Origin of the sequence: Endozoicomonas atrinae (genome assembly GCF_001647025.1) — a bacterium.
Lineage (GTDB): Bacteria > Pseudomonadota > Gammaproteobacteria > Pseudomonadales > Endozoicomonadaceae > Endozoicomonas > Endozoicomonas atrinae.
On the sequence record NZ_LUKQ02000072.1, the window covers coordinates 1 to 26,481 of the forward strand.

The following is a 26,481-nucleotide window of genomic DNA, read 5'->3' on the forward strand; positions in this document are numbered from 1 at the left end:
ACTGTAGTGATAAACTCTTCAACGGGCATGACTGAAACCTTCTTTTTTGCTTTTTACTGCTTTTAATAGCAGAAAGCAGGTTCAGTCATGTCTCCTTATGCAAACCTAAAAGTCGCACATGGCGTAACTATAGAACTGATTAATGTCATAATAAATGACTGTATTCTCTTATTTTCCCAAAGGGATTTTCTGTGTAAGCTTAGTCGGCTTTATCCACCAGTTACGATCACTGCGAGATAAATGACTGATACATATGATCAATCAAATGATAATTACCCATATATTCGAAGTAGGCTCTCACATCCTTCCGGATACTATCTGACATAAAGCTGCCAATAAACATCCCCTGATTAATAGCAATAATTTTTTCACTGACTCTGCCATTTTCATCCAGTGCGTCAAACCAGCCTGCAGGACTCTCTATGCTTGGATAATCCATGGCCAACCGCTTCAGTCGTTGGACGGCATCTTCCGGATTAACCAGGTAATACAGCGCCGAAGCGTGTGGTGTCCCTGTTGCTGCAAAGGGCTGACAATCATCTTTTTCTGTTGGAGTACAGTTGCTTTCTCGAGGCAGATCATTGCCTGCCGGTACCGGATTCCCAAAACGAAGATAGCTTTCCGAGAGCTCAGGTACACCAAAAGCCGCATACAAGTCTGAAGTCGTCGACGAGGCCGACGTCAGTGGAATATTATGTTCATCGGCATAAGTAAGTTGTACCGCTGCAAAATCCCTGAACATGGTATAATCCGGCACCAGAGCTGTTTCCTCCAACCAGATAGCCGGCAGCATGGCCTGAAAGAAACTGCCATCCCATGAAAGTAGAGGGGTATAGCTGTAACCGTTCCGGTTATAGGGTTCCAGATGCAATTCCATATTCTCAAAAGCCTCACGGGGAACAGCTTCGGCTCCCATGGAATCCGTCAGCAGAACAGCCATCAATGGTGCCAGACGACTCTCGTTCGATTTCCGGTCGATCCAATACCTCTCAAAACTGCCATTCCGCCACCCAGCCCTCAGCAGCCCTCTATCATGATCATACAAGGCACTCCAGCCATCAGCCTGTTGCCTGATTAGTTGATCGGCTCTTTCCCCAAGGCGGGACAGTACAGCGTTGTCACTGGCCATATAGGCACCTGCCACAGAAGCTAAAGAGAGTACCAGATTGGCATTATCCACCGCAGAGACAATCTGTTCGCCGGTTACCTGCAAACGATCCCCCTCAATAGCGTACAACCAGTAAAACATCCCTATATATTTTGGAGCCTGCTCAAGTTGCGCCAATACGGCGTCAATCCGGCCCGCAGCTGCCGGATGGCCTGCCCTCTGCATCTCTACCAGCAAATTCAGATAGAACCCGATTCCGGTAATATTGGTATACCCTGCTTTCTGAATATCGCCATTACTAATTAAAATATTGTCATAGGGCACTTTGGCTTCAGGATCTATACCGACACCATCAATAAAGAAATCCAGATTCGTCTGTAAGCCCTCTTCAAATCCAGCAGGATAAAACGGGTCTGCTATATATATTGTTTCTATTGTGCTGGAGTCCGTTGGTGGTGGTGTTGATGGTTCTTCACTATTCGAGCCGCATCCTGCTATTAACAAGGTCATGCAGGCCAATAACGTATAAAAGGGGATAACATTCATTATGCATTCACCAGTGAGCACCGGAGATTAGGCTCTGTTGACATCAGGTTGCAGGCTCAGCTCAAACCAGAGACTTAGAACATGAAAAGAAAGTCACCTGATAGACAAGTGACTCCCTGTTGATGCAGAAAATAAGTAGTGGTTTGTTATTTTTCGAAGGGTCTGTTGACGTTTCGTGAGAAAAAACAACGTTGTACTAAGGTATAATTAGCTGAACATTGGCAATTCTAAAGAACATGCCATTCAATGTATCACCTTCCCCAACCCATTCCGGAAAAATAGACAGTGGCTTATTAATATTCTGTATCGCATTGACATCAACCTGCCCATCAGCTTTTGTAAACAGCTCCTTTAATGGAATTTGTACCTGCTGCCATGAACCATCAGCAAACCACGGATCCAGAAGGTATGGATTGGAAAGTACCGCGCCTTCAACTCCCGTAACCATAGACTCCATTTGAATCTGAATCCGTTTTGTCGGGTGAAGACCATAACTTTCTACATTGAGCATAAAGCGCAGTTCCCCCTGCTCAACATATCGACTGAGGTCCTTGCGATCACTGCCGCTCCCTGGTGTTTGTAAAATAAGACCTCCATTCACACCCGTATTCACACCGGCATAATTTGCTGCAAAATTATCATGCCCCCAGTCAATCTGCAGAGCGGAGCCATCAGTCAACCAGGAAACGAGTTCGGGAGCCCAGTTATCGGGGCCGTTTACAATAAAAATATTGGAAGAGCTGCCACTGATTTCCTCGGCTGTAACGGAGCAGGCCAATACATCAGCCCCCTCATCTGTATTGGAGGCAATCTGAATATTCCCCAGCTCAAACGACGCACCATTGTTTGCTTCCAATTCAAAAGGCATTGTGCTCTGTGAAAAATCAACACCCTGATCAGAAAAACAGGCAAGCGGCACTTTGACTCGTTGAGTGGATGCCCCGGCATAAGCACGCACTGCACTGGTAATATCAACCTGTGCCTCACTTCGAGAGCCTTCACCAGAGGCTGTACTCAGGGCAATGGCAGTATCCGGATGACGGGAAATCATCTCCAGATCAAACTGCAGAGTTCCATTCCCTGCGTAAGTACTGACATCTTCCGGAACAATTGCTGCGGCTCTTATACTCGCCGACCTACCATCGGCAATCGACACCCTCAGAGCACCATCAGCCACCCCAGGCTGGGAAGGACGGACAGAAATACCATCAAGGTCTGCCATACCATCGACGTCCACTTCAAGGGTACTTTGAGCATCGTTTTCAATTTGCATCAGAAAATTATCGGAACCATTTTCACCATAAATACCGAATACTCTTACATCCGATACCGGTGGTTCATCCTGCGAATAGTCATACTCGTCCGACAGACAGCCCGTCAGAAGGCTGACACAAATACCACTGGTAGCGGCCAGTGCCATCACTTTTTTCATGGTTTACATCCTTTGCAAGCACTGACTGCTTAAAAACTGGAAATGATACCCACTTTGGCGAAAAGACCATTCCTATCGCCCCAGGTCCATTGATTGCCATTACGTTCATCACCGGTTTCGTAGGCAGCATCAATCAGGAAACTAAAATGTTCTGTCAGTGGAATTTCTGAATAGACGGCATAGTTATCGTAATCGTATCCGGAACCGTCATGAATCTGGGTTCTACCCTTCTCATAGCGAAGCTCAAGGTACAAACCATTGTCAAACCGGTATTGAACCAGTGGTTTGATTGCCCATTCCTGCCAGTGAAAATCGGTGCGTTCATCGACATACAGTACCTTTCCACCCACTTTAAGACGGTCAGAGAGGCTGTACAGATAAAGTGGCTCAGACTCTACACCCCAGGCTTTTTCCCATTCCAGATAACGGGTTTCCAGATCCAAAAACAGGAAATGGTTACCATAGCCCATTGCTATTTCAGGCTTCAGCCAATAGGTTTTCTCAACGCCATCGACCCCGCCGGAGACGTTTTCATAGGCAAATTCAATCGCGTAATTTAAATTCGGGCTGATCCATCTTTCGTAGCGAGGAGCTATTTCAAAATGCATTTCCCGTGGACCGACTTTGTCGTCATCCTGACCGGCGTAGGCCTGAATCTCCTTGAACAGATAACGCATGGCAAAGGTGTCGGTAATTTTAGTCTTTCCATCGGCATAGATCTGGGACAACAGCGTTTGCCGCGGGTAATCCTTATAGTTGTGGCGTTCGACTTCAAAGCCAGTCAACATTCTGGTTCTTTTTGGTGTATACACCGGAGCCTCAGAAGATGCGTCCATTGATGTTGCCGCCCCCCCCTCTTCCGGCAGATGACCGACCATATCGATAACGGAAACACCATCAATATGAACATCAGACCAGATAGAGGTCGACTCATTGGCACTCAGTGGAGCAGCAAGCAGCCCCAATACGACAGCAGGTATTAATTTATTCATAAATCACTTCACTGTGGGAACAAATGACTGGTACATGGTCTGCACATCCTGCCAGTACTGTTTTTCTTCCATATACCGCTGGACGTCGTAATTTATACTCTCGGCCAGGAAAGCACCCACGAACATACCCTGATCCAGTGATAAAACTTTTGTGCTCATCCTGCCGCTGGCATCCACCGCGTCATACCAGCCAGCAACGCTCTCAATATGCGGGTAAGCACGCTTAAGCCCCTTAAGCGCCTGTACCGATGCGTCTTTATCGATCATATAGGCAAGAGCAACTGCATGAGGTGTGCCTGTCGAAGCACCTTCAATCTCATTGTTAAACATCACCTTACTTTCAGAGAGGAAGGGAACACCAAATGCAGCATACTGGTCGTCTACTGTTGCAGAGGATGAAACCATCGGAATATTGTACTTGGCGGCATAGATCATCTGCAGACGGGTCATGTCTTCAAACATGCCATAATCAGGAATCAGGGTGCTTTCTTCCAGCCAGATTGCCGGTAGCATGGCCTGGAAATAGGCGCCATCCCAGGTCAGGATGGGGTTGTAAGACTGGCCATTGAGGGTATAAGACGCGGTATGAGTTTCCTTCCTGGTAAATGCAGTCTGAGGAACCGCATCATCTCCCATATCCCTGGTAATCAGGGGAGCCCAGATTGAAGCCGTGCGGCTTTCATTGGCTTTTCGATCGATGTAGTACGGCAGGGGTTCTCCTGATTTCCAGCCTGCAATCAGCAAACCTTTACTGCTGTCGTACATATCTGACCAGCCCTCCCTCTGCCCTGCCAGCAGGCTGTCAATCCGCTTGACGATGGACTGTTTCTCGGGATTTTCAGACCCAATATAGGCTCCTGCCACTCCTGCCAGTGCCAGAGCAAGGTTGCCATTATCAACCGCGGGCACAATTTCATCTTTATTGACCGTCAGCTGACCATTAATGATGTCATATGGCCAGTAAAACAGGCCTTTGAATTTTGGGGCCTTTTCCAGAGTTTCAATGACTTCGGAGATACGGATAAGGGCCTTGGGGTTGCCGGCTTTTTCGACTTCCACCAGGATGTTCAGATAAAGTCCTATTTCCGTCGTGTTCGTGTAGTAGCCATGTCTGATACCCTCATTGGTCACCCAGATAGTGTCATAAGGAACGACAGCCGTTTTATCAACACCCACCCCGTCAATAAAGAAATCCAGGTTTGCCTGCAGTTCTTCTTTGAAATTATCAGGGTAAAAAGACTCACGAACTTGAAGCTGCTCCAGCGTCACTGTGCTGGCATTTGCCCAACCACCCACGGCCATCATCACCGCAGTAGCAATTACTCGATATTTTTGCTTTATCACTGCACTTTGCCTATTTGGATACCTCGTCGGCAAAAAATATAAACGTTTCACCAAATACTGACAATACGCCGATTTTTTTTTCAACAACATGTGAAACAGCAATATCACGGCCAAAGCCTTTTCATTTCAGGAGCTAACATAAAAAACGCAAACAATCACAAATAACACCTCCATTGATCTAAATCATATTTCATTGCTGATTAACTCTGTTTCGTATAATTTTCATTCACACGCCCAATTGACACCACCAACGCTCATGAATACCATGCAGAAACGTTTCTATTAACCAATATTAAACATTGGGTTTCAGGAGGCTGTCCAAGAATAGTGCAATGCGGGAGAAGTTCCGGCAGGACACTATTCTCAGACAGCCTCCCAGCCATAGTCACATCAGGGAGCCACCTCAATGGCCCGGGTAAAGCTGCAAAATATTAATAAAGTGTATGAGAACAGCTTTCACGCTGTTCATGATGTGTCTCTCGACATTGAGGACGGTGAGTTCATGGTTCTGGTCGGTCCTTCAGGCTGTGCCAAATCAACATTGCTCAGAATGATTGCTGGTCTGGAGAGTGTCACCAGCGGAGACCTGATCATCGGTGATATCAAATGTAATGATGTCCAACCCAAAGACCGCGGTATTGCCATGGTGTTCCAGAACTATGCGCTCTACCCACACATGACTGCCCGTCAGAACCTGGCCTTTGGCCTTGAAACGGCCCGCAAGCCAAAAGCTGAAATTGAAAAGCGGGTGAACGAAGCGGCTGAACTGCTGGAGATTACTGAACTGCTGGATCGTAAACCAGGCCAAATGTCCGGAGGACAGTGTCAGCGCGTGGCTCTTGGCCGGGCCATGGTTCGCAAGCCAGAAGTATTCCTGTTCGATGAGCCCCTTTCCAACCTGGATGCCAAACTGCGGGTTTCCATGCGCATGCGCATCAGCCGACTGCACCAGCAACTGAAAGACTCCGGTCGTCCGGCAACCATGATCTATGTAACTCATGACCAGGTGGAAGCCATGACCATGGGTGATCGTGTCTGCATCCTGAAGAAAGGCGCAATCATGCAGGTTGATACTCCCATGAACGTGTATCACCGCCCAAAAAACAAATTTGTTGCCGAGTTTATTGGCTCCCCCTCCATGAACATGCTGCCCGGCAAACTGGTAAACCACGAAGGTCAACTCGGTGTTCAGAGTGTTGGCCAGTTTTTCCCCCTGTCTGAAGAGAAGCAGGCGCTTTTATCGACTCACACCGATAAAGACGTATTCCTGGGGCTGCGTCCGGAGCATGTTCTGATTGGCGGCAGCTGTCAGAAACAGGGAATCCGTGCCCATATCACCGGTATTGAAGAGATGGGGGCCGAGTCTTTTGTTCATTTCGATCTGCAGGGCCACGCGCTCATCTGCAAATTGATCAGCCCTGAACACTCCCTTAAGCATGCCTCGGAGCAATCCCTCTGCTTCCGTATGGACAAATGCCACATTTTCGACAGTGAGACAGGTGAGAATATCTCCCTTGCTCAGTAAAAGAATCCTGACAAATATCGACGGAGACGACGTAGTTTCAATGAATTTCTCTATTTCAACAGCCAAGCATACGCTCAGCGGTCAAAATATTTCACTGTCGTTTAATCAGTATCATGTCCTTCAGTCTATCCGGGCTGGCAAGATTATGATCAGCCAGTACGACACGCCAGAAATGGAACTGGCCCTGGCTAATATTTATCTGCGTACAAAAAAGAATGGCCAGATTTCAGCAACGCCGCTGATGTATTTCAATGGACAGATTGAAACCTGTCGGAACGAGTCCGGTGAAGTCACCTGGACAACCCGTACAGAACAATTCTGCGCAACCGTCACGGTCAGCGTAGCCACAGATCGCAATACGGTATTTTTTACCGCCAATGTAGAAAATCTTGGCAAAGATTCACTGACCTATGATCTGATCTACGGTCAGGACATTGCCCTGGCCGATGACGGTGCGGTCAAGTCGAATGAAGCCTATTGCAGCCAGTACATCGATCAGCAGGTCTTCCAGCTGGAACATGTTGGCTATACCGTCTGCTGCCGTCAGAATCTGCCACAGAGCAGCGGTAATCCATGGGTACAGATCGGTTCATTCCAACCAGTGGCACACTTTTCTACCGACGGTATTCAGTTTTTTGGCAAAAGCTACAAGTTCACCAATGAGCCTGAAGCCCTGTTGAAGCCAGCGCTGGATGATAAACGCTACCAGTTTGAGATGGCGTATATTGCGCTTCAGACTCAGGATATCCAGCTGACTGCCGGCGAACACTCGAGTCATGTTTTTTACCTGGATTTCCAGGGCCATATGCCAGCATCCAATGTGAGCGTGGCTCTGCCGGTTGCAGATATCAGACAACACTACTCGTTCATCGGACACAGTAATGGCACTGCTATTGACCTGTCCGGCCTGAAAGAGAATTGCCTGACCCAGCCAGCGGTGATTATTGGTGAAACATTAAACGAAGACGAAATTACCCGTTTCTTTGGTGAGCAGCGTCGGTTCCCGGAAACAGAAGGCGGCGAACTTCTGTCCTTCTTCCGGGAAAACAGCTGCTATGTCACTCTTAAGGCAAAAGAGCAGCATCTGGAAAGAGCGACCGGCCACATGATTGCATCCGGTAATAACCAGGATTTTGCCAATGCGATCATGAGCTCAACCCATGGTATCTATGGTGTATTCAACTCCCATGTGGTGCTGGGCAATACCTCCTTTAACAAACTTCTCGGGGTTGAACGCAGCTTTCTCAACCTGTTTAAATCCAGTGGCCAGCGTATCTGGGTCAAACAGGGCGAAGCCTATCACCTGTTAACCATGCCTTCTGCCTATGAGGCTGGTGCCAACCACTCTCTCTGGGTCTATAAATTCCAGAATGGCTTTATCCAGGTGCGCTGTTTCAGTGCCCAGAGCTCGCCTGCTATTCAGATGGATATCAAGGCTGAAGGCTATGACCAGCCTCTTGAACTGATGATCACCCATCAGCTGCTGATGGCCAATAATGAGCATGAAAGCCATGTCCAGGTTCATCACGAAGGCAACCTGATTCATATCACTGGCGACAATGCACTGATTGCCGACACACTGCCGGAGCTCAGCTATACCCTGCGTACGGACAGCTGCCTGAATCAGGTTGACCTGGTACAGGAAGACGGCAATGGCCCGGTTCGCTACCTGGTGCTCTCCGGCACCATTGAAGGTCAGGCATCGATCACCATCACTGGTTCTCTGTGGGATCAGCAGCAATCGGCACCGGAATCACTGGACTTCGACAGGGAAACCACGGCGTTTCAGGATGCCCAGAACCAGCTGATCAACCAGTTCAATATCGATTTCGAACATGACCATCACAACGCGGACAAACTGAACGATACGATGCAGTGGTTCACCCACAATGCACTGGTGCATTACAGTACACCCCATGGTCTGGAGCAATACTCTGGCGCCGCCTGGGGAACCCGTGATGTTTCCCAGGGGCCGTTCGAATTCTTTATGTCCCTGCAGCGTTATGACCGTGTGGCGGCTCTGCTGGAAACCATCTACAGTCACCAGCACCTGGAAACTGGCACCTGGCCTCAGTGGTTTATGTTTGACCAGTACGCCCGTATCCAGCAGGAAGAAGCTCATGGTGATGTGGTGGTCTGGCCGATGAAGGCACTGGCAGACTATCTGGTAGCAACCGGGGATCTGTCCATTCTGGACAAGCAGCTGCCTTATACGGCGATTGAGGAAGGTTTTGGCTTTACCGAACAGAAAGTCAGTCTCTTTGCCCACGTTGAAAGACAGCTGAAGCATATCATTGACAATCTGGTGCCTGGTACCAGCCTGTCCTGCTACGGCGATGGCGACTGGGATGACACCTTACAGCCAGCCAAGCAGGCGCTGCGGGAAAACATGGTCAGTGGCTGGACGATTCCACTGACACTGCAAACCCTGAAAACCATGAGCAGGGCGCTTGCCGGTCATGGCCAGTATGAAGCCTTTATCAATGAGCTGAACCTTCTTGCTGACAAAATGGAGGCCGATTACCACCGCTACCTGGTCAAAGATGGTGTGATTGCCGGCTTTATTCACTTTGCCAATGGCGATACCAGCCAGGTGGAGTACCTGCTGCACCCTGCGGACCAGAAAACCGGCATTAAATATCGCCTGCTGCCGGGCTCCCGCTCGATCATTTCCGAAACGTTTAACCCGGAACTGGCCGAAAAACATATGGCCATTATCAACGATCACCTGCTCTGTCCGGACGGTGTTCGACTGATGGACCGCATGGCGGAATACAAAGCCGGAAAGCAGAGTTATTTCAAGCGTGCCGAACTGGCCGCCAACCTGGGTCGTGAAGTTGGCCTGCAGTACTGCCACGCGCACATCCGTTTCATTGAAGCGCTGTGCAAGATGGGTAAGGCAGAAGCGGTCTTTGAAAACCTCTACAAAATTATTCCGGTTGGGATTCAGTCTGCAGTACCTAACGCCGAACTGCGTCAATCCAATGCTTATTTCTCCAGCTCTGATGGCAAGTTCAATGACCGCTACGAAGCCTATGACAATTTCCAGAAGCTGAGAACCGGCGACGTCAAGGTAAAAGGAGGTTGGAGAATCTATTCCAGTGGATCGGGTATCTACATTAACCAGCTGATCAGCAGTGTACTGGGTATCCGTTACCAGCAGCAGTCACTGGTACTAGACCCCGTGATTGCCAAAGCACTGGGCAAGGTCACTCTGAACTTCCGGATTTTCGACAAGCCATGCCAGATTGTCATTCACCCCGAACAGGGTGAGCATACACCTAAAAAGGTTTGTCTGAATGGCGAACAACTGACGTTTACTCAGCTGGCCAACCCCTACCGTACGGGAGCGGCTCTGGTCGAAAAAGACGTTATTGAAAACCAGCTTTCTGCCACTGACAACCTGTTGGAGATCTGGCTGTAATAGTGGAAGCGTGCGAAGTGTTCAGATACCTTTCAATGGCTGATGCTTCTGCACTCACCCGCAGCCCTGGAGCATCAAATTGTTGATGCTCCAGGGCCAGCTTATTGATAGAATCGTTTCAACGCTGGACTGAGACTGAATGAGAAGATGAAAGCGACCATTAAAGACGTTGCCAGAGAAGCCAAAGTTTCCATTTCGACGGTTTCCTATGCCATCAATGGCAATGAGCGTATCAGCGAGGAAACCCGACAGCGTGTACTGGACGTCGCCAAACGGCTGAACTACGTTGCCAATGGTAACGCCAAACTGTTAAAGCAGAAGAAGACGCGGGCCATCGGCCTGTTCTTCAACTCATGGTTTGGTCCCATTTACAGCGAAATAGCCCGTGGAATAGAAAGAACAGTTCACAAAATGGGCTACGACCTGGTCGCCTGCAGTCTTTATGGGGAAGAGCAGTCAACCGCATACAAATACCTCCGTGACCGTATGGTGGATGGCGCCATTGTTCTCACCAACTCTTTTGATGATCAGTTTTTGCAATCTGTCGCGTCTGAAGACCTGCCACTGGTTGTGCTCGACCGGGAAATTCAGGCACCTCATATCTACAGTATTCTTATTGATAATTTTGGTGGCGCTTTTGCCGCAACCAGGGCACTGATCGACTCTGGCTGTAAAGAGGTTTATTACTTTAGTGGCCCACAGGATTCCTACGATAACCAGAAGCGCCTTGACGGTTACATCGCCGCGCTGGGTTATTTTAATGTTGAGTTCAATAAAGACTTTATTATTCCCGCAGATTTCACGGAAGAAAGTGGCTATCAGCAAATGAAAGCGCTGCTGGCTAAAGGCATCGCGCCTAGGGCCATTTTTTCCGGCAATGATGAGATGGCCATAGGCATTATTCGAGCAGCACGAGAGCATGGCGTCACCATTCCCGGCGATCTCAGGCTGGTTGGCTTCGATGATATCCGTGAATCGGAAATGACCGTTCCTGCCCTGACCACCATTTCCCACCAGAAACTGGAAATGGGAACCCTGGCGGCAGAAACCCTGTTCAGCGCCATTAATGGTGATGACACTATTGATTCACCCAAAATCATTCCAACCAATTTAGTCAAAAGGGAGACCCTTTAATTAAACAAGCGGTCATATAAAGTTTATATCGTCATTAACTTATTCAATAGGAAAATGAATACGCCTGTTCAGTCATTACTAAAACAGGCGAGTTTCAATTGATAACAGAATGCTCCACTGTTTTCTAAACAGGAATAACAGACAGTTTTTTTGTTTCCTCACTATTGCTGATGAGAGATGACTCTGCCCGTAGCAAACGTTTTCTGCCCTGTTTATTAAAGGTTTAAAAGATGTATAAATGGTTAGCAATTGCTCTGATCGCATTTACCCCATTTGCGCAGGCAAAAGAACAAATTGAATTCATGGTGCCTTCCGGTGATTACATGACTTTTGTCACCGAAGTAATCAAGCCAGAATATGAACGTCGTTATCGTGATGTTGAATTAATTGTAACCAATGACGGTAACCTGGAAACTCGAATGGCCGCTGGTGATAGCCCCAATGTCTATGCCGGTATCTTTGGTTATCAGGTCGCCCGTTACGCTAAACTGGGTCGTCTTTCCTACCTGGATCAATACACGGGCTTTGATGAGCTGAATCAACGCATTGACCCACTGTTCATGCAGGAAAACTTTGGTCGTCACTATTACATCCCCTGGCATGCCACTACCCAGATGATGATCTACAACAAGGACCTGTTTGTTGAAGCCGGACTGGATCCTGAGAAACCACCGGTCACCTGGCGTGAATTCTTAGCGACGGCTGAAAAGATCAGTCAGCTGCCAGCCAGGAAAAATGGGAATACGGTATACGGTACGGTCATGTGGAACGATGTGCTGTCCACCGGTAGCTGGTACTGGAATATGCTTGCCCAGGTGTATTACAACTTTAATGAAGGCCAGCATCAGCTGCTCAACCGTTACGGTACTCACCCTGCGTTTGACCGTGAAGAGGCGGGCATGGCGGACTTTTTCGCCATCATGCAGCAGGCCCAGAAATACTCCCCGCTGACCATGGAACAAAACTTCTTCTCCAGAAGCATCGGTATGTGGCTGCAATACGGATTTGGCTGGAAAGCCAACCTTCAGGGTGCCGCTGGCGGCCCCATGCAAATTGGCAGGGATGTGGGTATCGCTCCAATTCCGGTGCCTGAAGCCGGTATGCCCCACTATTCCAACCTGGATGGCCGTGCCCTGATGATGTTTAAAGGCACTCGTGAAGAAGAACAGCACAGCTGGCTGTTGATTCAACTGTTAATGGAAAGCGACATTAACCTGATCGCCTGTAAAACCCTTGAACAATTACCAACATTGGCTGCTCTGCAGAACGATCCCTATTTTCAACAACCCGGCGTTAAACCCTTTGTTGACCAGCTGAAGCATACCGTGATGAATGAATCGTTCGTCAATGTATCGGATGTTGCCAACATTATTCTGAAGTATTACTCGAAAGTCGTCATCAAAGGAGAAATGGAACCGGAATCGGCTGTTCATCAGGCAGGCCTGGAAGCAAGAGCGTTGTTAAAACAGTAACTCCCTTTTTATCAGGTACTGTTATCAGAAACATGGCTTTTTCCGACACATTTATTACAGGTCACAGACATGAAGTTTAAAGAAAACTGGATCGCATACCTCTTTTTAATGCCATGGATCCTCTACTTTCTGGTGTTTTTGCTTTACCCGTTTTTCCTCTCATTTCAAAACAGTTTTCTCGACATCAACGTTCTGAATCCGGAAAACACCCGATTTGTCGGTCTGGGTAACTGGTTAATGGTGGCGACTGATGCCAAGTTCTGGCTGTCACTCTTTAACGTACTGTTTAACCAGATCATCTTTGTTGCTTTGAGCTTTGTGATCGCCCTGACCGCAGCCCTGATGCTGAATGAAGTGACATTCATGGCCAGCCTGTTCCGAACCATTCTGTTCGTGCCGGTTATTACGTCCATCACCGTCGCCATGATCATTTTTGACTTTCTGGCAGCACCTACCGGGCCCATCCAGAGCTCAATGGTCGGCACCGGGTTGCTCGACCAGCCGGTGTTCTGGAAGTTTGAACAGTGGCTGCCCATGCCGGTTATTGCGGTATTCAGCTCCTGGAAGTGGTTCGGTGTACAAATGATCATCTTTCTCGGCGGTATTGCCAGCATCAATAAGTCACTTTACGAGGCTGCCGAGCTGGATGGCGCCTCCTGGTGGCGCAAGGTGACCTGCATCACGCTGCCCATGATCAAACCCCAGATTGTCTTTGTACTCACCATCAACATCATCAACGGTCTGCAGATGTTTGTGGAAGTGTTCATGAACTTTGACCTGCAGGGCGGTCCATACAATGCCGCTCTGACACCGGTGCTCTACCTCTATCAGACCGGCTTCGAGCAGATGAAGATGGGACAGGCTTCAACCATCGGTCTGCTTCTGGCCCTGATTATTTATACCCTGACCATGATGCAGCTGAAACTGACCAGCAAGGGAGACAACCAGTGATCCGTATTAAGAAACAACACTGGCTGATTTACGGGTCACTGATCCTGGCCAGTATCGTGGTGCTCTATCCATTTTTCTTCATGATCATCAACTCCTTTAAAACAGGAGCAGAGATCATGCACACACCGAATGCTCTGCCCACTGACTGGTCGTTCCGAGGATACATCGAGGTCTTTAACAGCATTAACCTGGGCAGGATTTTCCTGAACACCATTTTTATTGCCACCTCAGTCACCGTACTGAACTGCCTGTTCTCTTCCATGGTAGCCTTTGCCATTGTAAAGACCAATATGCCCGGGCGGGAGTTCTGGCTCAAGCTGATCCTCTCTTCCATGATGATCCCGGCGATCCTGTTCACCATTCCCGTATACATGATGATGTACGACTGGAACTGGGTAAACACCTACCGCGTGTTGATCATTCCCGGTTCTATCAGTGCCTATAACATTTTTCTGCTGGTTCAGTTCATGAAGCAGATCGATAACGCCTACCTGGAAGCCGCCAGAATCGACGGCGCCAGTGAGTTCAGAATTTTCTTCAAGGTGGTGCTGCCCATGCTGCGCCCTGCCCTGGCAACCGTTGGCATTCTGACGTTTATGGGAGCCTGGAACGACTTTATGGGCCCCCTGCTCTATATCCGGGATGATTCCATGCTGACCCTGCAGATGGCCCTGTTCAAATTCCAGTCCGATGTACCCGGTGGCAAGCTGGAACAGCTCTGGGCCATGACTACCATGATTGCAGTACCGGTGGTCTTTGTTTTCTTCTTCCTGCAGAAAAACTTTATTAAGGCATTTACAGGGGTAGGAGTGAAGTAATGAGCCTCGGGAAAAAACTCTCTCTTATCGGCCTGTTTCTATTGCTGGCTTACTGTGCGGCCTGGGTTACGGCTTACCGCCAGTCCAGTGCCTACTTCGAGTTCGCCCAGGAGCAAATGCAGCAGGGTGAATGGGTAACTGCCCTGAAGGGTATGAACAAGCTCGAACTGCGCCTTGAAGACCCCTACCTGGGGGGCTATCAGCAGGTGATTGAAACCTGGGAATCCAGTCTGTTAGGCCCGAGACCCGGTTTCTACCAGCAGGCTATCACCGCTGCCAGTGAGGTTCTGCCAAAGCTGTCAGATGCTGAACTGCTGAAATTTATCGATATCTACGTTCAGCTGGATCTGCGTTATGTCCCGGATGCCGCTGTCGAACTGCAGAAGCGGGCCAGACAAAACGGCGATGAGCAACTGGCCATCGAGATGACTGAATTTCTGACCGAAGCATTTCCAGAGTTTACACACCACTAGGAGCCTGTCCGAGAATAGACTGCCCTACTGCGGTGGCAGAAAATTGGTCTAAAAAATCCTTTTTTTTTGGCAAATAGAACCACTATTCACCTCACAAAAAGGATTTTTGACCCTCAATTTTCTGCCATCCTCGCTACGGGCGCTATTCTCGGACAGCCTCCTAGACTGATGCTGCTCGGAACTCAAAATAAACGACGCTGTTGATGGAACTATCATGAGTACCCCATATCAGGATGCCACGCTCCCCATTGAAGAGCGTGTTCAGGACCTTCTGTCCCGCATGACCCTTGCCGAGAAAATCGGTCAGCTGTGCCAAACCCCCATGCTGGAGTTTGAGGCCAACCGGGAGGCTTATCTTGAAGGTGTTCGACAGGGACGCTGGGGGTCACGAATTCTGGCAGATACCGCCTGGGCGGGAAATGCACCCGGCCTCACGGTCGATCCATCAACACTGAATGAAATACAGCGGGTGGCCGTTGAAGAGAGCCGTCTTGGCATTCCTCTGATTGTGGCCCGGGATGTGATCTACGGTCAGCAAACCGTTCTGCCCATCCCCCTGGCTCAAGCTGCTTCCTGGAACCCGCAACTGGTTCAGGAAGCTTACCGGGGTATTGCCAGAGAAGCAGCCTCCCTTGGCATTCACTGGACGTTTGCACCGATGCTGGATATTGTCCGGGACCCCCGCTGGGGCCGGGTGATTGAAAGCAGCGGTGAAGATCCCTACCTGAGCAGCCAGTTTGCCAGAGCCGTTGTTAACGGCTTCCAGGGAGAAAGCCTGTCAGATGCCGAATCACTGCTAGCCTGCGCCAAACATTTCGTTGGTTACGGCGCGGCAGAAGGTGGCCGTGACTACGACACCACTGAGATCACAGACAATACGCTTCACAACGTTTATCTGCCGCCGTTTAAAGCGGCACTGGAGGCCGGTGTTGGCAGCCTGATGTCCGGCTTTAACGACCTTGGCGGAGAGCCAGTATCCGGCAGTCGACGCTTAATTCGCGGATGGCTTAAGGAATCCCAGGGCTTTGATGGCCTAGTCGTCAGTGACTGGGGTTCGATTTCAGACCTCGCCTACTTCGGGGTCAGCCGGGACGCTGCCGGAGCAGCCGCCATGGCTTTAAAGGCCGGTGTGGATATGGCCATGACCAATGAGGCCTATGAAGATCATCTGGCCAACCTGCTGGACGCTGGTGACATTGATATTGAGGCCATTAATGATTCGGTCTGCCGTGTATTGAGAGCCAAATTCAGGGTTGGACTGTTTGAGTCCCCTTATGTGGATGAACAGCGTCACCTGGACGTCATGCGCCGTGAAGATCATGTAGCCATGGCACAACATCTTGCAGAACAGTCCATGGTTCTTCTGAAGAACCGGCAGCAGACACTGCCACTTGTCCGTACAGGCCTGAAAGTTGCCGTTATCGGGCCCCATGCGCACTCTAAACGTCAGCATCTGGGCTCCTGGTGCCTGGATGGTAAGGCCGAAGATGTGACCTCTATTTATGAAGGTCTGATTGCGGCGGCACCTGAACTGGAGATCCTTACCGAACCGGCAGACTTCAGTGACGACATGGTCGAGTGTGCCCGGCGTGCTGATGTCGTGATTCTCTGTGTCGGCGAAAGCCATCGTCGTACCGGTGAAGCCAGAAACATTGCCGAACTGGCGCTGCCTGCCGGTCAGGAACAACTGATCACTGCCATTGGTAAAACCGGCAAGCCGCTGGTTGTGGTTCAATGCGGTGGCCGCCCAATTCCATCACCTGCCGCAGAACAGTATGCCGATGCCCTGCTGTTTGCCTGGCAGGCAGGCACTGAAACCGGTCATGCCGTTGCCAGAATACTCCTTGGCTATGTATCCCCCTCCGGCCGTTTACCCATAACCATGCCCAGAACTACCGGACAGGTGCCCATTTATTATGGCCGCAAGCCCATTGGCAAAATGCGGGACTTTCAGGACTACCAGCCCTACAAGGATGAAAGTGCAGAGCCACTGTATCCATTTGGTTTTGGTCTGACCTACAGCCAGTTTAGCTATAAGAATCTGCATCTGTCCCACCAGCAGCTCGATAGCTCTGAAAACCTAAGCGTTACCTTTGAGCTGACCAATGAGGGAGCGGTTACTGCTACTGAAGTGGCTCAATGTTATGTTCGCCTGCCAGTGGCTGAAACAACACGCCCCACCAGAGAGCTGAAGGACTTTGCCCGGATCACCCTGAAACCGGGTGAGACACGCACCATTACCCTGCAGATCAGTCCGGAGAAAAGAACCTACTTTGCCCTTGGCAAGCAACAGGATTTTGATGGTCAACTGGAGGTATTTGTCGGCGGTGACTGCAATGCAAAACTCCAGGGTCTTTGTGAGCTCCCCCCCGGTAGAGAATGGCATGCACCCGGTCAGACCGGGTGCGCTGACCATTGGCTATAGGCTGGGAACCGGAAGCCGAAAACTGGTGATCAAAAGCCTCAAGGCACTGACCGGCAGAGCCCCTGACTTCTCGGTTCTCCACAATATAGAGAAGTGCGCAAAACCATGGCAGCCCAGCTTAACAAGCTGCTTAAGGATTACCAGGTACCTGAAAGCTATTTTGAGGCGCCTTATCCTTATATGACCCATGAGGAAAGAAAAGCGCTGGGGTATTAATTAAGTATTCTTATTAAAGAATCAGGCTGCCATGCCTGCCTGATTCACTTCTTTGATTAAGACCCGGCTCCCCTCCGCTCGATATCAGCGCTCCAATGATCAGCCATTAAAATCAGGTCAAACGTTTATAAACAGCTCAGCAATATTTTGCCCCTCTCTTAACAGTTTCAGGTCCTGAGCAGACATTTCAACCTCTACAATAGAGTGATCGTCTGGAACAACATAGGCAACACAATTCGCTATCAATAATTTATTAAGTTCTTTATCACTGTTTATGCTCAATTTATTTTTCAGATAATTGGAACACAGCCGCCCTATTTTCATCAGTCGATACGATGTAGCTGATGGGCCAGCAACGGGTCGCCCATCTCTTCTAACCATTTCCTGCATGACCTCACAGTCCTTTTTAATAACCCACCGATGTTTACCCTGATCCCTGGCAACCATTAGATCAGCACCTCTGGCTTCTCTCAATGTTTTCTCAACACTAATACAACCTTCTTCTCCCAGAACACAATTAATTCCATAGGCGGGATTACTTAAATGGTGAATCATTTCTTCTTCACTGATCCTCCCACTATCATACATTTTCTTAAGACTTTTTTTCTTCAATTTTTCATCCGGCTGATACTCTCTGCTTTCACCTCTCAAACGGTTCCAGCCGCGCCATTGAAACGTAGAAAAACCTTCAGGATTAGCCCAATAACGTTTTTCCAGCTCATCAAATTCATGTTCATCTAATACTGACTTTATAAGCCTGGACACACCTTGATCATTCTTATGTTGAATAAGATAAATCAACATATCTTTAAACCCATCACTCATAATAACATTTAAAGCAATAGTGTTTTTCTCTTCAGGCCTGCCATTTTTAATAGTTCGATTCAGAGTAACCGGGTTCCAGCCAACATTGGCAGTGCATGTATAGTCCGGCAGCAACACAACACCATTAGTAACCCCTGGTGTAACCTGTTCTTTCACGGATTGGCTATCCCTGTGAAACCTGGCAAAGCCTTCCAGGGTCCCATAACGAAATTGATATAATTCAAGGAGTCCATGACAATAAGTAGTTGCAAGCTCATTTCGTATCGCAATTGACTTTAATTCATTAGATAGCATTAGCTCCTTCTTTTTCTGTTCTTTTCTGTCAGAAGCTATCTTCGAATTCTTTTCCCCTTCAGATTCTTGCTTACATTCTGAAATTTTATAGCTTGCTATCCTTTTACAATCATCAGTCAGGGCTTTTTTTTCTTGTTTTTCCAAGTATGTTTTATCTTTATCAACAGTACTCATAGTTGGAGCATCGTAGTCCCTATATGCTCCCCGTGCCGTTGGAATCCTAGGCATGATATCCATAACAAACTCCCTGTTAATTAAACACCCAACATAATATTCATCTCCTTTATACGTGGGTATGATTCTTACATTTCAACAGCCTAAGTCTATTAAAAACAAGCATAGAAATATATCGATCATGTGTTGATTGTTAGTATATCTGACCAATTGGTTGTATAGCAGCGGCTCAATAACTGCTGATTCATATGCCAGTCCTGTTTTTCAAAACCCACAGAAGCCGGGCGAAGCATATTTCGACCGAAGCGATGATTAAACCCCAACCATCTTGAAAACCGGAGCTTTATTCCAGCTTCGGTTGTTTTCTGACTCTTAAAATTTCTTCTTCGTCAACAAGGGAATCTTTCACCCACAATCGGTCTGCAATGATCATTGGGTTCTGGTTGATTCGAGCAGTAAACTCATTAACTGCCTGTAAAAGCTCTTCTGCTGTTGCATAGCAGTGATGATAGGTAACGTCTTCACGCAACCAGCGCCAAAGAGCCTCTACCGGCATAAAGTCCGGGCTGTATGAAGGCATTTGGATAATATTAATGTTCAGTCGTTTACCCGCTTCCTGTACTAATTTGGCCGTATGCCAGGAGGCTCCGTCCCAGATAAGGTCAATGTCCTCCTCCGGCTTTTCCTGGCGAATACGCTCAAGAACATTCACGGTATGCTCTTTCCGACCACTCGGATAAGGCCAAATCCTGACCTGACCATCATTAAAGTAGTAAACGCCATAAAAGCTGATCTTGGCAGAAAGTCCCGGTGAGTCGGAACTTACCCAGAAGCGCTTACCTTTGCGAGACCAGCCATAACCTATATCAGTATCCTGATGGATATGAGCCTCATCAATATAAACCAGAAGACGTTCCTGCCGGGTCGCTTTCTCCAGCAGAGGTTTCAGCTGCTCAAGAAATGCGGATCGTAAGGCCGAGTCGGCTTTGTTCAGTAGTTTTTTAGCTTTTTTCCATGAGTAACCCTGGCGTTTCAAGGCCTGTCGAAGAGTCTCACGACTAAAACGAACAGCAAACGTTTTGTAACACCAGTCTGCGAGTGTTTTCAGTGTCCATCTGACAAAGTGCTGAGGGCGCTCCTGTGAAGCTGCCTGTTCAAGAGCCCTGTCTATAATCCCCGCAACCGCTCCACCAATCACTCGACAAAAGGGGGGTGTCCACCTGTGCGCCGATACACCATAGAGTCCGGGCCACTGAGGTTATATTTGTTAATCCATCCGGTCACCGTATCATGACGGCGATCCAGTTTTTTGGCGACTGCAACGGGGGAGCCGCCTGTGGCTACCTGGTACAACGCAGAGAAACGTTCCCGGGTTCTGGTATGGGGAGCCTGAATAGATTGCACCAGAAGGCATTCCGGAGTTTGGTCCCACACCGCACAATGGACTTTCAGCAAAACTTGGTACCGGCAAAAAATACGTCATTTTACCGATGGTTTTTTGTCTGTCAGTTAGGATATGGCGAACTGAAACCAGTGAGAATCGGAAACATACGGTTTTCAAGCTGGTTGGGGTTTAATCGCATCCAGAACCGTCATTACAGACTCTTTTTCCGGAGCCTCAGGGTGAGGAGGAATGGCCAGTAAGTTTCCCTGAAAGCTCTGGCTGCGACAGAGATCCAGCAATACAAACCCTCCCTTTTTGTATTCACAGCCCTCATGGAATAGCTTCTCCAGGGCTGGTCTCAGCAAATGCAACCACGGACGTGTATCAGCACTGGGCTCAGGAAGAGCCAGCCGGATACTTCCTCCCATTGGCCAGGAGCTCTGACGAAATGGATCAGTTCGAATAAACAGGATGGCTTCCCGGGCGAACTGTTTCTGCTCCCGAAGCTTTTCACAGGCGCGGGAAATATAACAGGCCAGGGCTGAGTGCAGCTCATCAATGGTTGTGATGCGTTTACCAAAGCTCCGGGAGCACATGATCTGGTGCTTGTTATCGCTGCCCAGGTCATCCGCAGCAATACAGCTCTCTCCCTGAAGCTCACACACGGTACGTTCCAGTACCACAGAAAACTCACGTCGAATCCATTTGCGCTGACAGTCCACCAGCTGAGCGGCAGTATGTATACCCTTATTTTCCAGTCGTTTGCCAATTCGGCGCCCTACTCCCCAGACCTCACCCACCGGGGTAATCTCCATCAAACGCCGCTGACGCTCAGGGCTGGTTAAATCGACCACGCCTTCTGTAGCACGATATTTCTTGGCCGCGTAGTTCGCCAGCTTGGCCAGTGTCCGGGTAGTTGAAATACCAACCCCGATAGGTAGCCCGGTCCAGCGATCAACCCTTGCTTTCATGTCCCTGCCAATACTCTCCAGTTTTTCATCTGGAAGCCCGGTGAGGTCAAGAAATGCTTCATCAATGGAGTAAACTTCGAGGGCTGGCGTGAATTGTTCCAGTACCGACATAAACCGCGATGACATATCGCCATAAAGCGGGTAATTGGAACTTCTCAGTACAATCTCACCCCGTTCCAGTAAATGGCGCACCTTAAAGGCTGGTGTTCCCATGGCAACGCCAAGAGCTTTCAACTCGGAGGTTCTGGAAATAATGCAACCATCGTTATTGCTTAATACGCCAAGAGGTCGGTTTCTCAGCGATGGATCAAAGACCTGCTCACAGGAGCAGTAAAAAGCATTGGCATCACACAGGGCTATCACCGGTTTCATCGCAAACGGTGCACCACTTCGGTGACGACTCCCCAGACATCCAGATTCTGTTCGGAGTCCAGTACGATGGGAGGGTAGTCTGGATTCTCTGACTGTAACACCGGTTTTGAGCCGCGGTATACCAGCCGCTTCACAATCAACTCTCCATCCAGCAGGGCAATCACCACATCTCCCGACTTTGGGGTCAGAGAGCGGTCAATGATCAGAATATCCTCATTAAAGATCCCCGCCCCTTCCATGGACTGACCCTGCGCCCTGGCAAAGAAAGTAGCCGCCGGATGGCGGATCAACAGCTGATCCAGAGACAAGGTTTCCTGTAGATAATCCGCCGCAGGGCTGACAAACCCACAGGCTGCCGGACTCCGGTAATAAGGGTACTTTACTGGCTTTAACTCAGGGGTCAGGGGAACAAGCTTCATTGCCGGACAAACTCCAATACTGTATTTATATACAGTATAATTTATTCTCTTTCTCCCTGCTGTCAAGTCAATGGTTCAGATTCACCGCGGCAATAGCATGCTTGGTGCTACCTCTGCCTGTCTGGTTGGTATAAGCAATGTAGAGTACGGTATTGTTAGCGGCATCGTACTTCCGTTTTACTCTTAAGGCCTTGTCCCCCCTGCTCTGGGAGTGCACATAAACTTCCTGATCAGGCGCATTTTTCAACGCCTCAAGAGCAACTGCCGCTGTGTCATAACTTTTGACACAGGTCAGGCTACTATCCGATGGATTTGCATCCTCAAACCAGTTCTTATCGTGAATCCGGCTGACATAGCAGGTAATGTTCGGGCTGGCAGGATCGATAAATTTATCCACCACGATCCGTTTGGTTTCCCAGAAACTCATTTTTTCCTCTGCAACCTGCTCATAAGCCGATAGCTGTAAAGTAATCAGACAGGCAAACAAGAGGGCTGAAGGCGCTATTCTTTTCATATTCATAACCATTTTGTGAATTGATGGGATGGTTGACCATGAAGTCCAACGTTGTATCCACTGGTTAGATAACAAGCTTGTTAGGCTGCCTAACATTCCATTTTTTTGTTATCTGGCTTTATTTGCGCACCTGAATCGCTGCCCCTGTTGATTTGCATCAAGATTTACTGCATTTTTCTTGATTATGATGGTTTCGTAGTCCATCCGGCAGCGTTTCTACAACTGCCAGTGTTGCTGTCGAAAAAGCACAATCTCCGAGCAACAGAGTCTGGATTAGTTCTTATTTTTGGATAGTTTTCATCACTGAACATTATCCAACCCGCTGTTTTTCTATTTTCAGTTTCAACAAATAGAAACTGGCCAACAGTTTTTCATCTTTTTTATTGGCAAAACTATAAGCACCAATACCGGTGTTAACTGTTGTTATTAAAACAAAATCTCAATGAGTAGATCATGCAGTCACTGTCTAAAGCCGGCAAAATTCTGTGGACCGGATTTTGCATAAACCTGGCCATCGGTATTCTTTACGCATGGAGCGTCTTTAAAAAATCTCTGGTTATTGATTACGGCTGGAGTAACGCGGATGCCACCCTGCCTTACACAGTAGCCATTGTCGTATTCGCTGCCGCCCTGCTGGTTGCTGGTATTCTTCAGGATAAAATGGGTCCCCGAAAAGTATTGATCCTGGGAACCAGCTTGGTCGGACTGGGAATGATTTTATCCGGCCTCGTAGCAAGCCCTCTTGCGCTGGTCTTAACCTTTGGGGTCGTGGTGGGTACCGGTATCGGTTTTGGCTATGCCTGCTTGAGCCCTGCTGCCATGAAGTGGTTTCATCCATCCAGAAAAGGGTTTGTGAACGGTGTGATCACTGCTGGATTTGGTCTTGGCGCCGTTTATCTTGCGCCATTGACTTCACAGCTTATCGAAACACTGGGAATCCAATACAGCTTTATGGTGCTCGGAGCCGCAGTCATTATCATTGCCGTTCCCCTTGCCTGTACCATCAACAACCCACCCGAAGGTTACCAGCCAGAAGCCCCGAAAAATGAAAGTCTGGCCACTGCGAATAGCATAAAACCCAAAGATATTACCTGGAAAGCCATGCTGAAAACCCCACAGTTTTACTTTATGTGGATTATGTTCGCCTTTGCTTCTTCAGCGGGTTTGATGGTGATCGGTAATATCACCAGTATTGCCCTTACCCAGGCCAATATCAGCGACTCAGCCTACCTGGTAGGCATCGTAGCTATCTTTAACTGCCTTGGCAGAATGGGGGGAGGCATTCTGTCCGATAAGATTGGCGGGATCAAAACCTTAATGGTGGCATTTGTACTGCAGGGCGCCAATATGATGATGTTCGCCAGTTACAGTACAGAGATCACCTTGATCATCGGTGCCGTTGCTGCCGGTGTTGGCTACGGCATACTGCTCTCTGTGTTCCCTTCGCTGACCGCCGAGTTCTACGGCTTGAAAAACTACGGAACCAACTATGGTGTGGTTTATACCGCGTGGGGAATCAGTGGTTTTATTGGCCCGGTCATCGCCGCTTTTGCCGTTGATACCAGCGGCAGCTATACCCTTGCTTACAGCGCATCTGCCGTGATGGTTGGCATCGCTCTTGCCCTCGCCCTTATAACAAAACCAGTTGGGGCTACCCGACCAGAAATCGAGCAGGAAGTTGCCCTGGCGTAAGATATACCTATCAGAGATAAAGTCAGCCGTTGCTGACTTTATCTCAACAGTTCCTGGTCATCAGAATGTTCTCAACATTCTTTCCGTTCTTTCATTGGTGACAGAGAAATCATGATTGTTTACCGGAAGTCACACCTCCAGACACCAGGAATGACATCACTTCAGCACTGCTCTTATCAAGCTGCCTGATTTTATCTGCAGGCACCAGAACAACCCGGCCAGCAATACTGAAGGCCATGGGAAAGTAAACGGCAACATGACCTTCGAGACCAAAATCATCAGCAGAGCTTCGGGTTACAAACCCGGGAACCTGAATATCCCCCATGCTCACCAGCACCGGTCGATCAAACTCACGACGATCGCCAATAAACGCATTGACCCCATCTTTAATGGCGGAATAGACCAGCTTTACCAGTGGAATATGGGTCAGTAGCTGATCCACCAGACGGACGATATGACGGCCCAGCCAGACATGGGTGATAGCACCAGCAAGCACGGTAACACCAATCATCAGCAGGAGACTTATGGATACCAGTTGCCAGCGTCCATGAATAGGCAGCTCACGAATCAGAATGGGTCCCAGGGTCTGCGTTAGCAAGTCAGCAACCAGGCTGATCCCTTTTGAGAACAGATAAATAGTGATCAGAATAGGCACCAGCACAGCCAGCCCTTCCAGAAACCAGCGAATGATACGCGACATAAAACAATCTCCCTTTAATTCGTCATGTTTCCAATGTTTTCATAATAAACCGGTAACGTGGCTTCCAGCCAGAATTGCGGTTTCAGGGTACTGCCCGACAGAAACCCAACATGCCCGCCATGATTGTACAACTGGTAGTTAATATGCTTCGGCAGCGCAAAGTCAGGAATCACTGCCTCCGTCATAAACGGGTCATCTCTGGCATGAATCACCTGCAGTGGTACTGACACCTGATTCAGATAATGAATGCCAGAGCACTGCTGATAATAGTCGTCTGCATTTTTGAAACCATGCAGTGGTGCGGTGATCAGATCATCAAAATCATACAGTGTGGACAGTAGCTCAATTCCCTGATGAGTAACGCTGATCTCCTTTTTCAACAACGGATACTTACGCAGGGCATTGCGCTTCATGGAAGAGAGCAGATACGTTCGATAGACTTTCGAAAATCCCTGCTCTATCCGCTGCGCACAGGCAGCCAGGTCCAGCGGTGCAGAAACCACCGTGGCCGCATCCAGAATTGGGTCTTCGCGGTATCTGGCCAGGTAATTCACCAGCATATTGCCACCCAGAGAAATCCCTACCGCCACTTTCCTCTGATCAGGCAGCTGCTCCTGAAGATACTTAAGAAAAAATCGCGCGTCGGATACTTCACCGGAATGGTAGCTCCGGGCCAGCCGGTTGGGCTTACCTCCACAGCCTCGAAAATGCATCATGACCGCCAGCCAGCCCGCTCTGGCAAAAGCGTTGAGCAACCCATTGGCATACGGGCTGTAAAAACAACCTTCCAGCCCATGAAACAGCACAAATACCGGCTTTGTCCGAGCCTGCTCAGTTTGCCAGTTTTCACTCCAGGCAAGTTCCAGAAAATCACCGTCCGGAGTATCCAGAGTTTGCCAAAACGGCTCAAACAACGCAGCTCTACGAATCAAGCGAGGAGCAAGGGTTTGCAGGTGGGGATTTTTCAATCCCACTGCGGGCGTAAAGTGCATGTTAAGGACTTCCTATTCCCGATCAGGAACGATTCAAACGGATAGTGTGAATGAGATAGCGTTGGATGCCAACCAATGCAAAAACGGAATAGATACCATGCTCACATTTCGCTTATCCCCGTACAGCGTTACGCCTACATTGACGGAATGGAGTGTTATACCAATCGCATTTTCTAAATCCTTAAGCTGCCGCCAACTATGCTTAGGCATCATTACCATGCATTATCTAGAACAGATGTCTCGTCGACCACAGCTACCCGAAGGTTTTAATGATGTTGATTTTC

23 protein-coding genes are annotated in these 26,481 nt (G+C 48.7%); 10 read left to right on the forward strand and 13 right to left on the reverse strand.

The window, feature by feature from the left end; translation table 11 throughout:
• Window positions 1–226 precede the first annotated feature (226 nt).
• From AK963_RS12055 to AK963_RS12070, 4 genes are all read right to left on the reverse strand, one after another.
• Window positions 227–1,654 (reverse strand): hypothetical protein, encoded by a 1,428-nt coding sequence (locus tag AK963_RS12055; RefSeq protein ID WP_083232604.1) that lies wholly within the window; start codon window positions 1,652–1,654, stop codon window positions 227–229.
• A 196-nt stretch (window positions 1,655–1,850) separates the two neighbouring features.
• A complete protein-coding gene (locus AK963_RS12060) occupies window positions 1,851–3,086 on the reverse strand; it encodes a putative glycoside hydrolase (protein ID WP_066015704.1) in 1,236 nt (411 codons plus the stop codon).
• 29 nt (window positions 3,087–3,115) lie between these two features.
• Window positions 3,116–4,078, reverse strand: coding sequence for a hypothetical protein (locus tag AK963_RS12065; protein ID WP_083232605.1), 963 nt, complete (start codon window positions 4,076–4,078; stop codon window positions 3,116–3,118).
• 3 nt (window positions 4,079–4,081) lie between these two features.
• Window positions 4,082–5,422, reverse strand: coding sequence for a hypothetical protein (locus AK963_RS12070; RefSeq protein ID WP_238593711.1), 1,341 nt, complete (start codon window positions 5,420–5,422; stop codon window positions 4,082–4,084).
• Window positions 5,423–5,828: 406 nt separating this feature from the next.
• On the opposite strand from AK963_RS12070, the gene AK963_RS12075 reads away from it, so the two are divergent.
• The 8 genes from AK963_RS12075 (at window position 5,829) to AK963_RS12110 (ending at window position 17,644) form a co-directional block, all read left to right on the forward strand.
• Entirely contained in the window at window positions 5,829–6,947 is a 1,119-nt protein-coding gene (locus tag AK963_RS12075) for an ABC transporter ATP-binding protein (protein ID WP_066015706.1), read from the forward strand.
• Window positions 6,948–6,987: 40 nt separating this feature from the next.
• Entirely contained in the window at window positions 6,988–10,371 is a 3,384-nt protein-coding gene (locus AK963_RS12080) for a GH36-type glycosyl hydrolase domain-containing protein (protein ID WP_066015707.1), read from the forward strand.
• A gap of 147 nt (window positions 10,372–10,518) precedes the next feature.
• Entirely contained in the window at window positions 10,519–11,505 is a 987-nt protein-coding gene (locus tag AK963_RS12085) for a LacI family DNA-binding transcriptional regulator (RefSeq protein WP_066015708.1), read from the forward strand.
• Window positions 11,506–11,735: 230 nt separating this feature from the next.
• Complete coding sequence (locus AK963_RS12090) at window positions 11,736–12,977, forward strand: extracellular solute-binding protein (protein WP_066015709.1); 1,242 nt, start codon at window positions 11,736–11,738, stop codon at window positions 12,975–12,977.
• Window positions 12,978–13,046: 69 nt separating this feature from the next.
• Window positions 13,047–13,928, forward strand: a complete 882-nt coding sequence (locus tag AK963_RS12095; protein WP_066015710.1) for a carbohydrate ABC transporter permease — start codon at window positions 13,047–13,049, stop codon at window positions 13,926–13,928.
• The gene (locus AK963_RS12100) at window positions 13,925–14,746 is read left to right on the forward strand and encodes a carbohydrate ABC transporter permease (RefSeq protein WP_202969761.1); all 822 of its coding nucleotides are present in this window, start codon (window positions 13,925–13,927) and stop codon (window positions 14,744–14,746) included. Before AK963_RS12095 ends, AK963_RS12100 begins: the two co-directional genes overlap by 4 nt.
• Window positions 14,746–15,219, forward strand: a complete 474-nt coding sequence (locus tag AK963_RS12105; RefSeq protein ID WP_066015711.1) for a hypothetical protein — start codon at window positions 14,746–14,748, stop codon at window positions 15,217–15,219. Before AK963_RS12100 ends, AK963_RS12105 begins: the two co-directional genes overlap by 1 nt.
• Before the next feature lie 214 nt (window positions 15,220–15,433).
• Entirely contained in the window at window positions 15,434–17,644 is a 2,211-nt protein-coding gene (locus AK963_RS12110) for a glycoside hydrolase family 3 N-terminal domain-containing protein (RefSeq protein ID WP_066015712.1), read from the forward strand.
• Window positions 17,645–17,977: 333 nt separating this feature from the next.
• On the opposite strand, the gene AK963_RS12115 is transcribed toward AK963_RS12110, so the two are convergent.
• The 7 genes from AK963_RS12115 to AK963_RS12140 form a co-directional block, all read right to left on the reverse strand.
• Window positions 17,978–19,216: a hypothetical protein gene (locus AK963_RS12115; RefSeq protein WP_066015713.1), complete on the reverse strand. Its 1,239-nt coding sequence runs from the start codon at window positions 19,214–19,216 to the stop codon at window positions 17,978–17,980.
• Between the two features lie 116 nt (window positions 19,217–19,332).
• Window positions 19,333–19,476, reverse strand: a complete 144-nt coding sequence (locus tag AK963_RS36855) for a DUF4113 domain-containing protein (RefSeq protein ID WP_420795609.1) — start codon at window positions 19,474–19,476, stop codon at window positions 19,333–19,335.
• A gap of 20 nt (window positions 19,477–19,496) precedes the next feature.
• On the reverse strand, window positions 19,497–20,351 hold the full coding sequence (locus AK963_RS12120; protein ID WP_066015714.1) for an IS630 family transposase: 855 nt from the start codon (window positions 20,349–20,351) through the stop codon (window positions 19,497–19,499).
• On the reverse strand, window positions 20,348–20,557 hold the full coding sequence (locus tag AK963_RS12125; RefSeq protein ID WP_175404501.1) for a helix-turn-helix domain-containing protein: 210 nt from the start codon (window positions 20,555–20,557) through the stop codon (window positions 20,348–20,350). The genes AK963_RS12120 and AK963_RS12125 overlap by 4 nt, the downstream gene beginning before the upstream one ends.
• A gap of 153 nt (window positions 20,558–20,710) precedes the next feature.
• Window positions 20,711–21,880: a Y-family DNA polymerase gene (locus AK963_RS12130; protein WP_066015716.1), complete on the reverse strand. Its 1,170-nt coding sequence runs from the start codon at window positions 21,878–21,880 to the stop codon at window positions 20,711–20,713.
• On the reverse strand, window positions 21,877–22,299 hold the full coding sequence (locus tag AK963_RS12135; protein ID WP_066015717.1) for a LexA family protein: 423 nt from the start codon (window positions 22,297–22,299) through the stop codon (window positions 21,877–21,879). Before AK963_RS12135 ends, AK963_RS12130 begins: the two co-directional genes overlap by 4 nt.
• A gap of 67 nt (window positions 22,300–22,366) precedes the next feature.
• Window positions 22,367–22,813: a CreA family protein gene (locus AK963_RS12140; protein ID WP_066015718.1), complete on the reverse strand. Its 447-nt coding sequence runs from the start codon at window positions 22,811–22,813 to the stop codon at window positions 22,367–22,369.
• Window positions 22,814–23,266: 453 nt separating this feature from the next.
• On the opposite strand from AK963_RS12140, the gene AK963_RS12145 reads away from it, so the two are divergent.
• Entirely contained in the window at window positions 23,267–24,505 is a 1,239-nt protein-coding gene (locus AK963_RS12145; RefSeq protein ID WP_066015719.1) for an L-lactate MFS transporter, read from the forward strand.
• 109 nt (window positions 24,506–24,614) lie between these two features.
• On the opposite strand, the gene AK963_RS12150 is transcribed toward AK963_RS12145, so the two are convergent.
• Together AK963_RS12150 and AK963_RS12155 are read right to left on the reverse strand one after the other, a co-directional pair.
• Window positions 24,615–25,205 carry a DUF502 domain-containing protein gene (locus AK963_RS12150; protein ID WP_066015720.1) on the reverse strand — a complete coding sequence of 197 codons (591 nt, stop codon included), beginning with the start codon at window positions 25,203–25,205 and terminating at the stop codon, window positions 24,615–24,617.
• A 14-nt stretch (window positions 25,206–25,219) separates the two neighbouring features.
• Window positions 25,220–26,197, reverse strand: coding sequence for a hydrolase (locus tag AK963_RS12155; RefSeq protein WP_066015721.1), 978 nt, complete (start codon window positions 26,195–26,197; stop codon window positions 25,220–25,222).
• Here AK963_RS12155 and AK963_RS32000 point away from each other — a divergent pair.
• A partial coding sequence (locus AK963_RS32000) for a hypothetical protein (RefSeq protein WP_139117374.1) occupies window positions 26,196–26,481 on the forward strand: 286 nt, incomplete at its 3' end. The genes AK963_RS12155 and AK963_RS32000 overlap by 2 nt on opposite strands.

Excerpts from the sequence above, each read along its gene's own strand:
- AK963_RS12080 (WP_066015707.1), top strand. The coding sequence starts at position 6,988 with ATGAATTTCTCTATTTCAACAGCCAAGCATACGCTCAGCGGTCAAAAT.
- AK963_RS12090 (WP_066015709.1), top strand. The coding sequence starts at position 11,736 with ATGTATAAATGGTTAGCAATTGCTCTGATCGCATTTACCCCATTTGCG.
- AK963_RS12065 (WP_083232605.1), bottom strand. The coding sequence starts at position 4,078 with ATGAATAAATTAATACCTGCTGTCGTATTGGGGCTGCTTGCTGCTCCA.
- AK963_RS12095 (WP_066015710.1), top strand. The coding sequence starts at position 13,047 with ATGAAGTTTAAAGAAAACTGGATCGCATACCTCTTTTTAATGCCATGG.
- AK963_RS12130 (WP_066015716.1), bottom strand. The coding sequence starts at position 21,880 with ATGAAACCGGTGATAGCCCTGTGTGATGCCAATGCTTTTTACTGCTCC.
- AK963_RS12140 (WP_066015718.1), bottom strand. The coding sequence starts at position 22,813 with ATGAAAAGAATAGCGCCTTCAGCCCTCTTGTTTGCCTGTCTGATTACT.
- AK963_RS12115 (WP_066015713.1), bottom strand. The coding sequence starts at position 19,216 with ATGGATATCATGCCTAGGATTCCAACGGCACGGGGAGCATATAGGGAC.
- AK963_RS12085 (WP_066015708.1), top strand. The coding sequence starts at position 10,519 with ATGAAAGCGACCATTAAAGACGTTGCCAGAGAAGCCAAAGTTTCCATT.
- AK963_RS12110 (WP_066015712.1), top strand. The coding sequence starts at position 15,434 with ATGAGTACCCCATATCAGGATGCCACGCTCCCCATTGAAGAGCGTGTT.
- AK963_RS12145 (WP_066015719.1), top strand. The coding sequence starts at position 23,267 with ATGCAGTCACTGTCTAAAGCCGGCAAAATTCTGTGGACCGGATTTTGC.
- AK963_RS12075 (WP_066015706.1), top strand. The coding sequence starts at position 5,829 with ATGGCCCGGGTAAAGCTGCAAAATATTAATAAAGTGTATGAGAACAGC.
- AK963_RS12135 (WP_066015717.1), bottom strand. The coding sequence starts at position 22,299 with ATGAAGCTTGTTCCCCTGACCCCTGAGTTAAAGCCAGTAAAGTACCCT.
- AK963_RS12055 (WP_083232604.1), bottom strand. The coding sequence starts at position 1,654 with ATGAATGTTATCCCCTTTTATACGTTATTGGCCTGCATGACCTTGTTA.
- AK963_RS12060 (WP_066015704.1), bottom strand. The coding sequence starts at position 3,086 with ATGAAAAAAGTGATGGCACTGGCCGCTACCAGTGGTATTTGTGTCAGC.
- AK963_RS12105 (WP_066015711.1), top strand. The coding sequence starts at position 14,746 with ATGAGCCTCGGGAAAAAACTCTCTCTTATCGGCCTGTTTCTATTGCTG.
- AK963_RS12155 (WP_066015721.1), bottom strand. The coding sequence starts at position 26,197 with ATGCACTTTACGCCCGCAGTGGGATTGAAAAATCCCCACCTGCAAACC.
- AK963_RS12150 (WP_066015720.1), bottom strand. The coding sequence starts at position 25,205 with ATGTCGCGTATCATTCGCTGGTTTCTGGAAGGGCTGGCTGTGCTGGTG.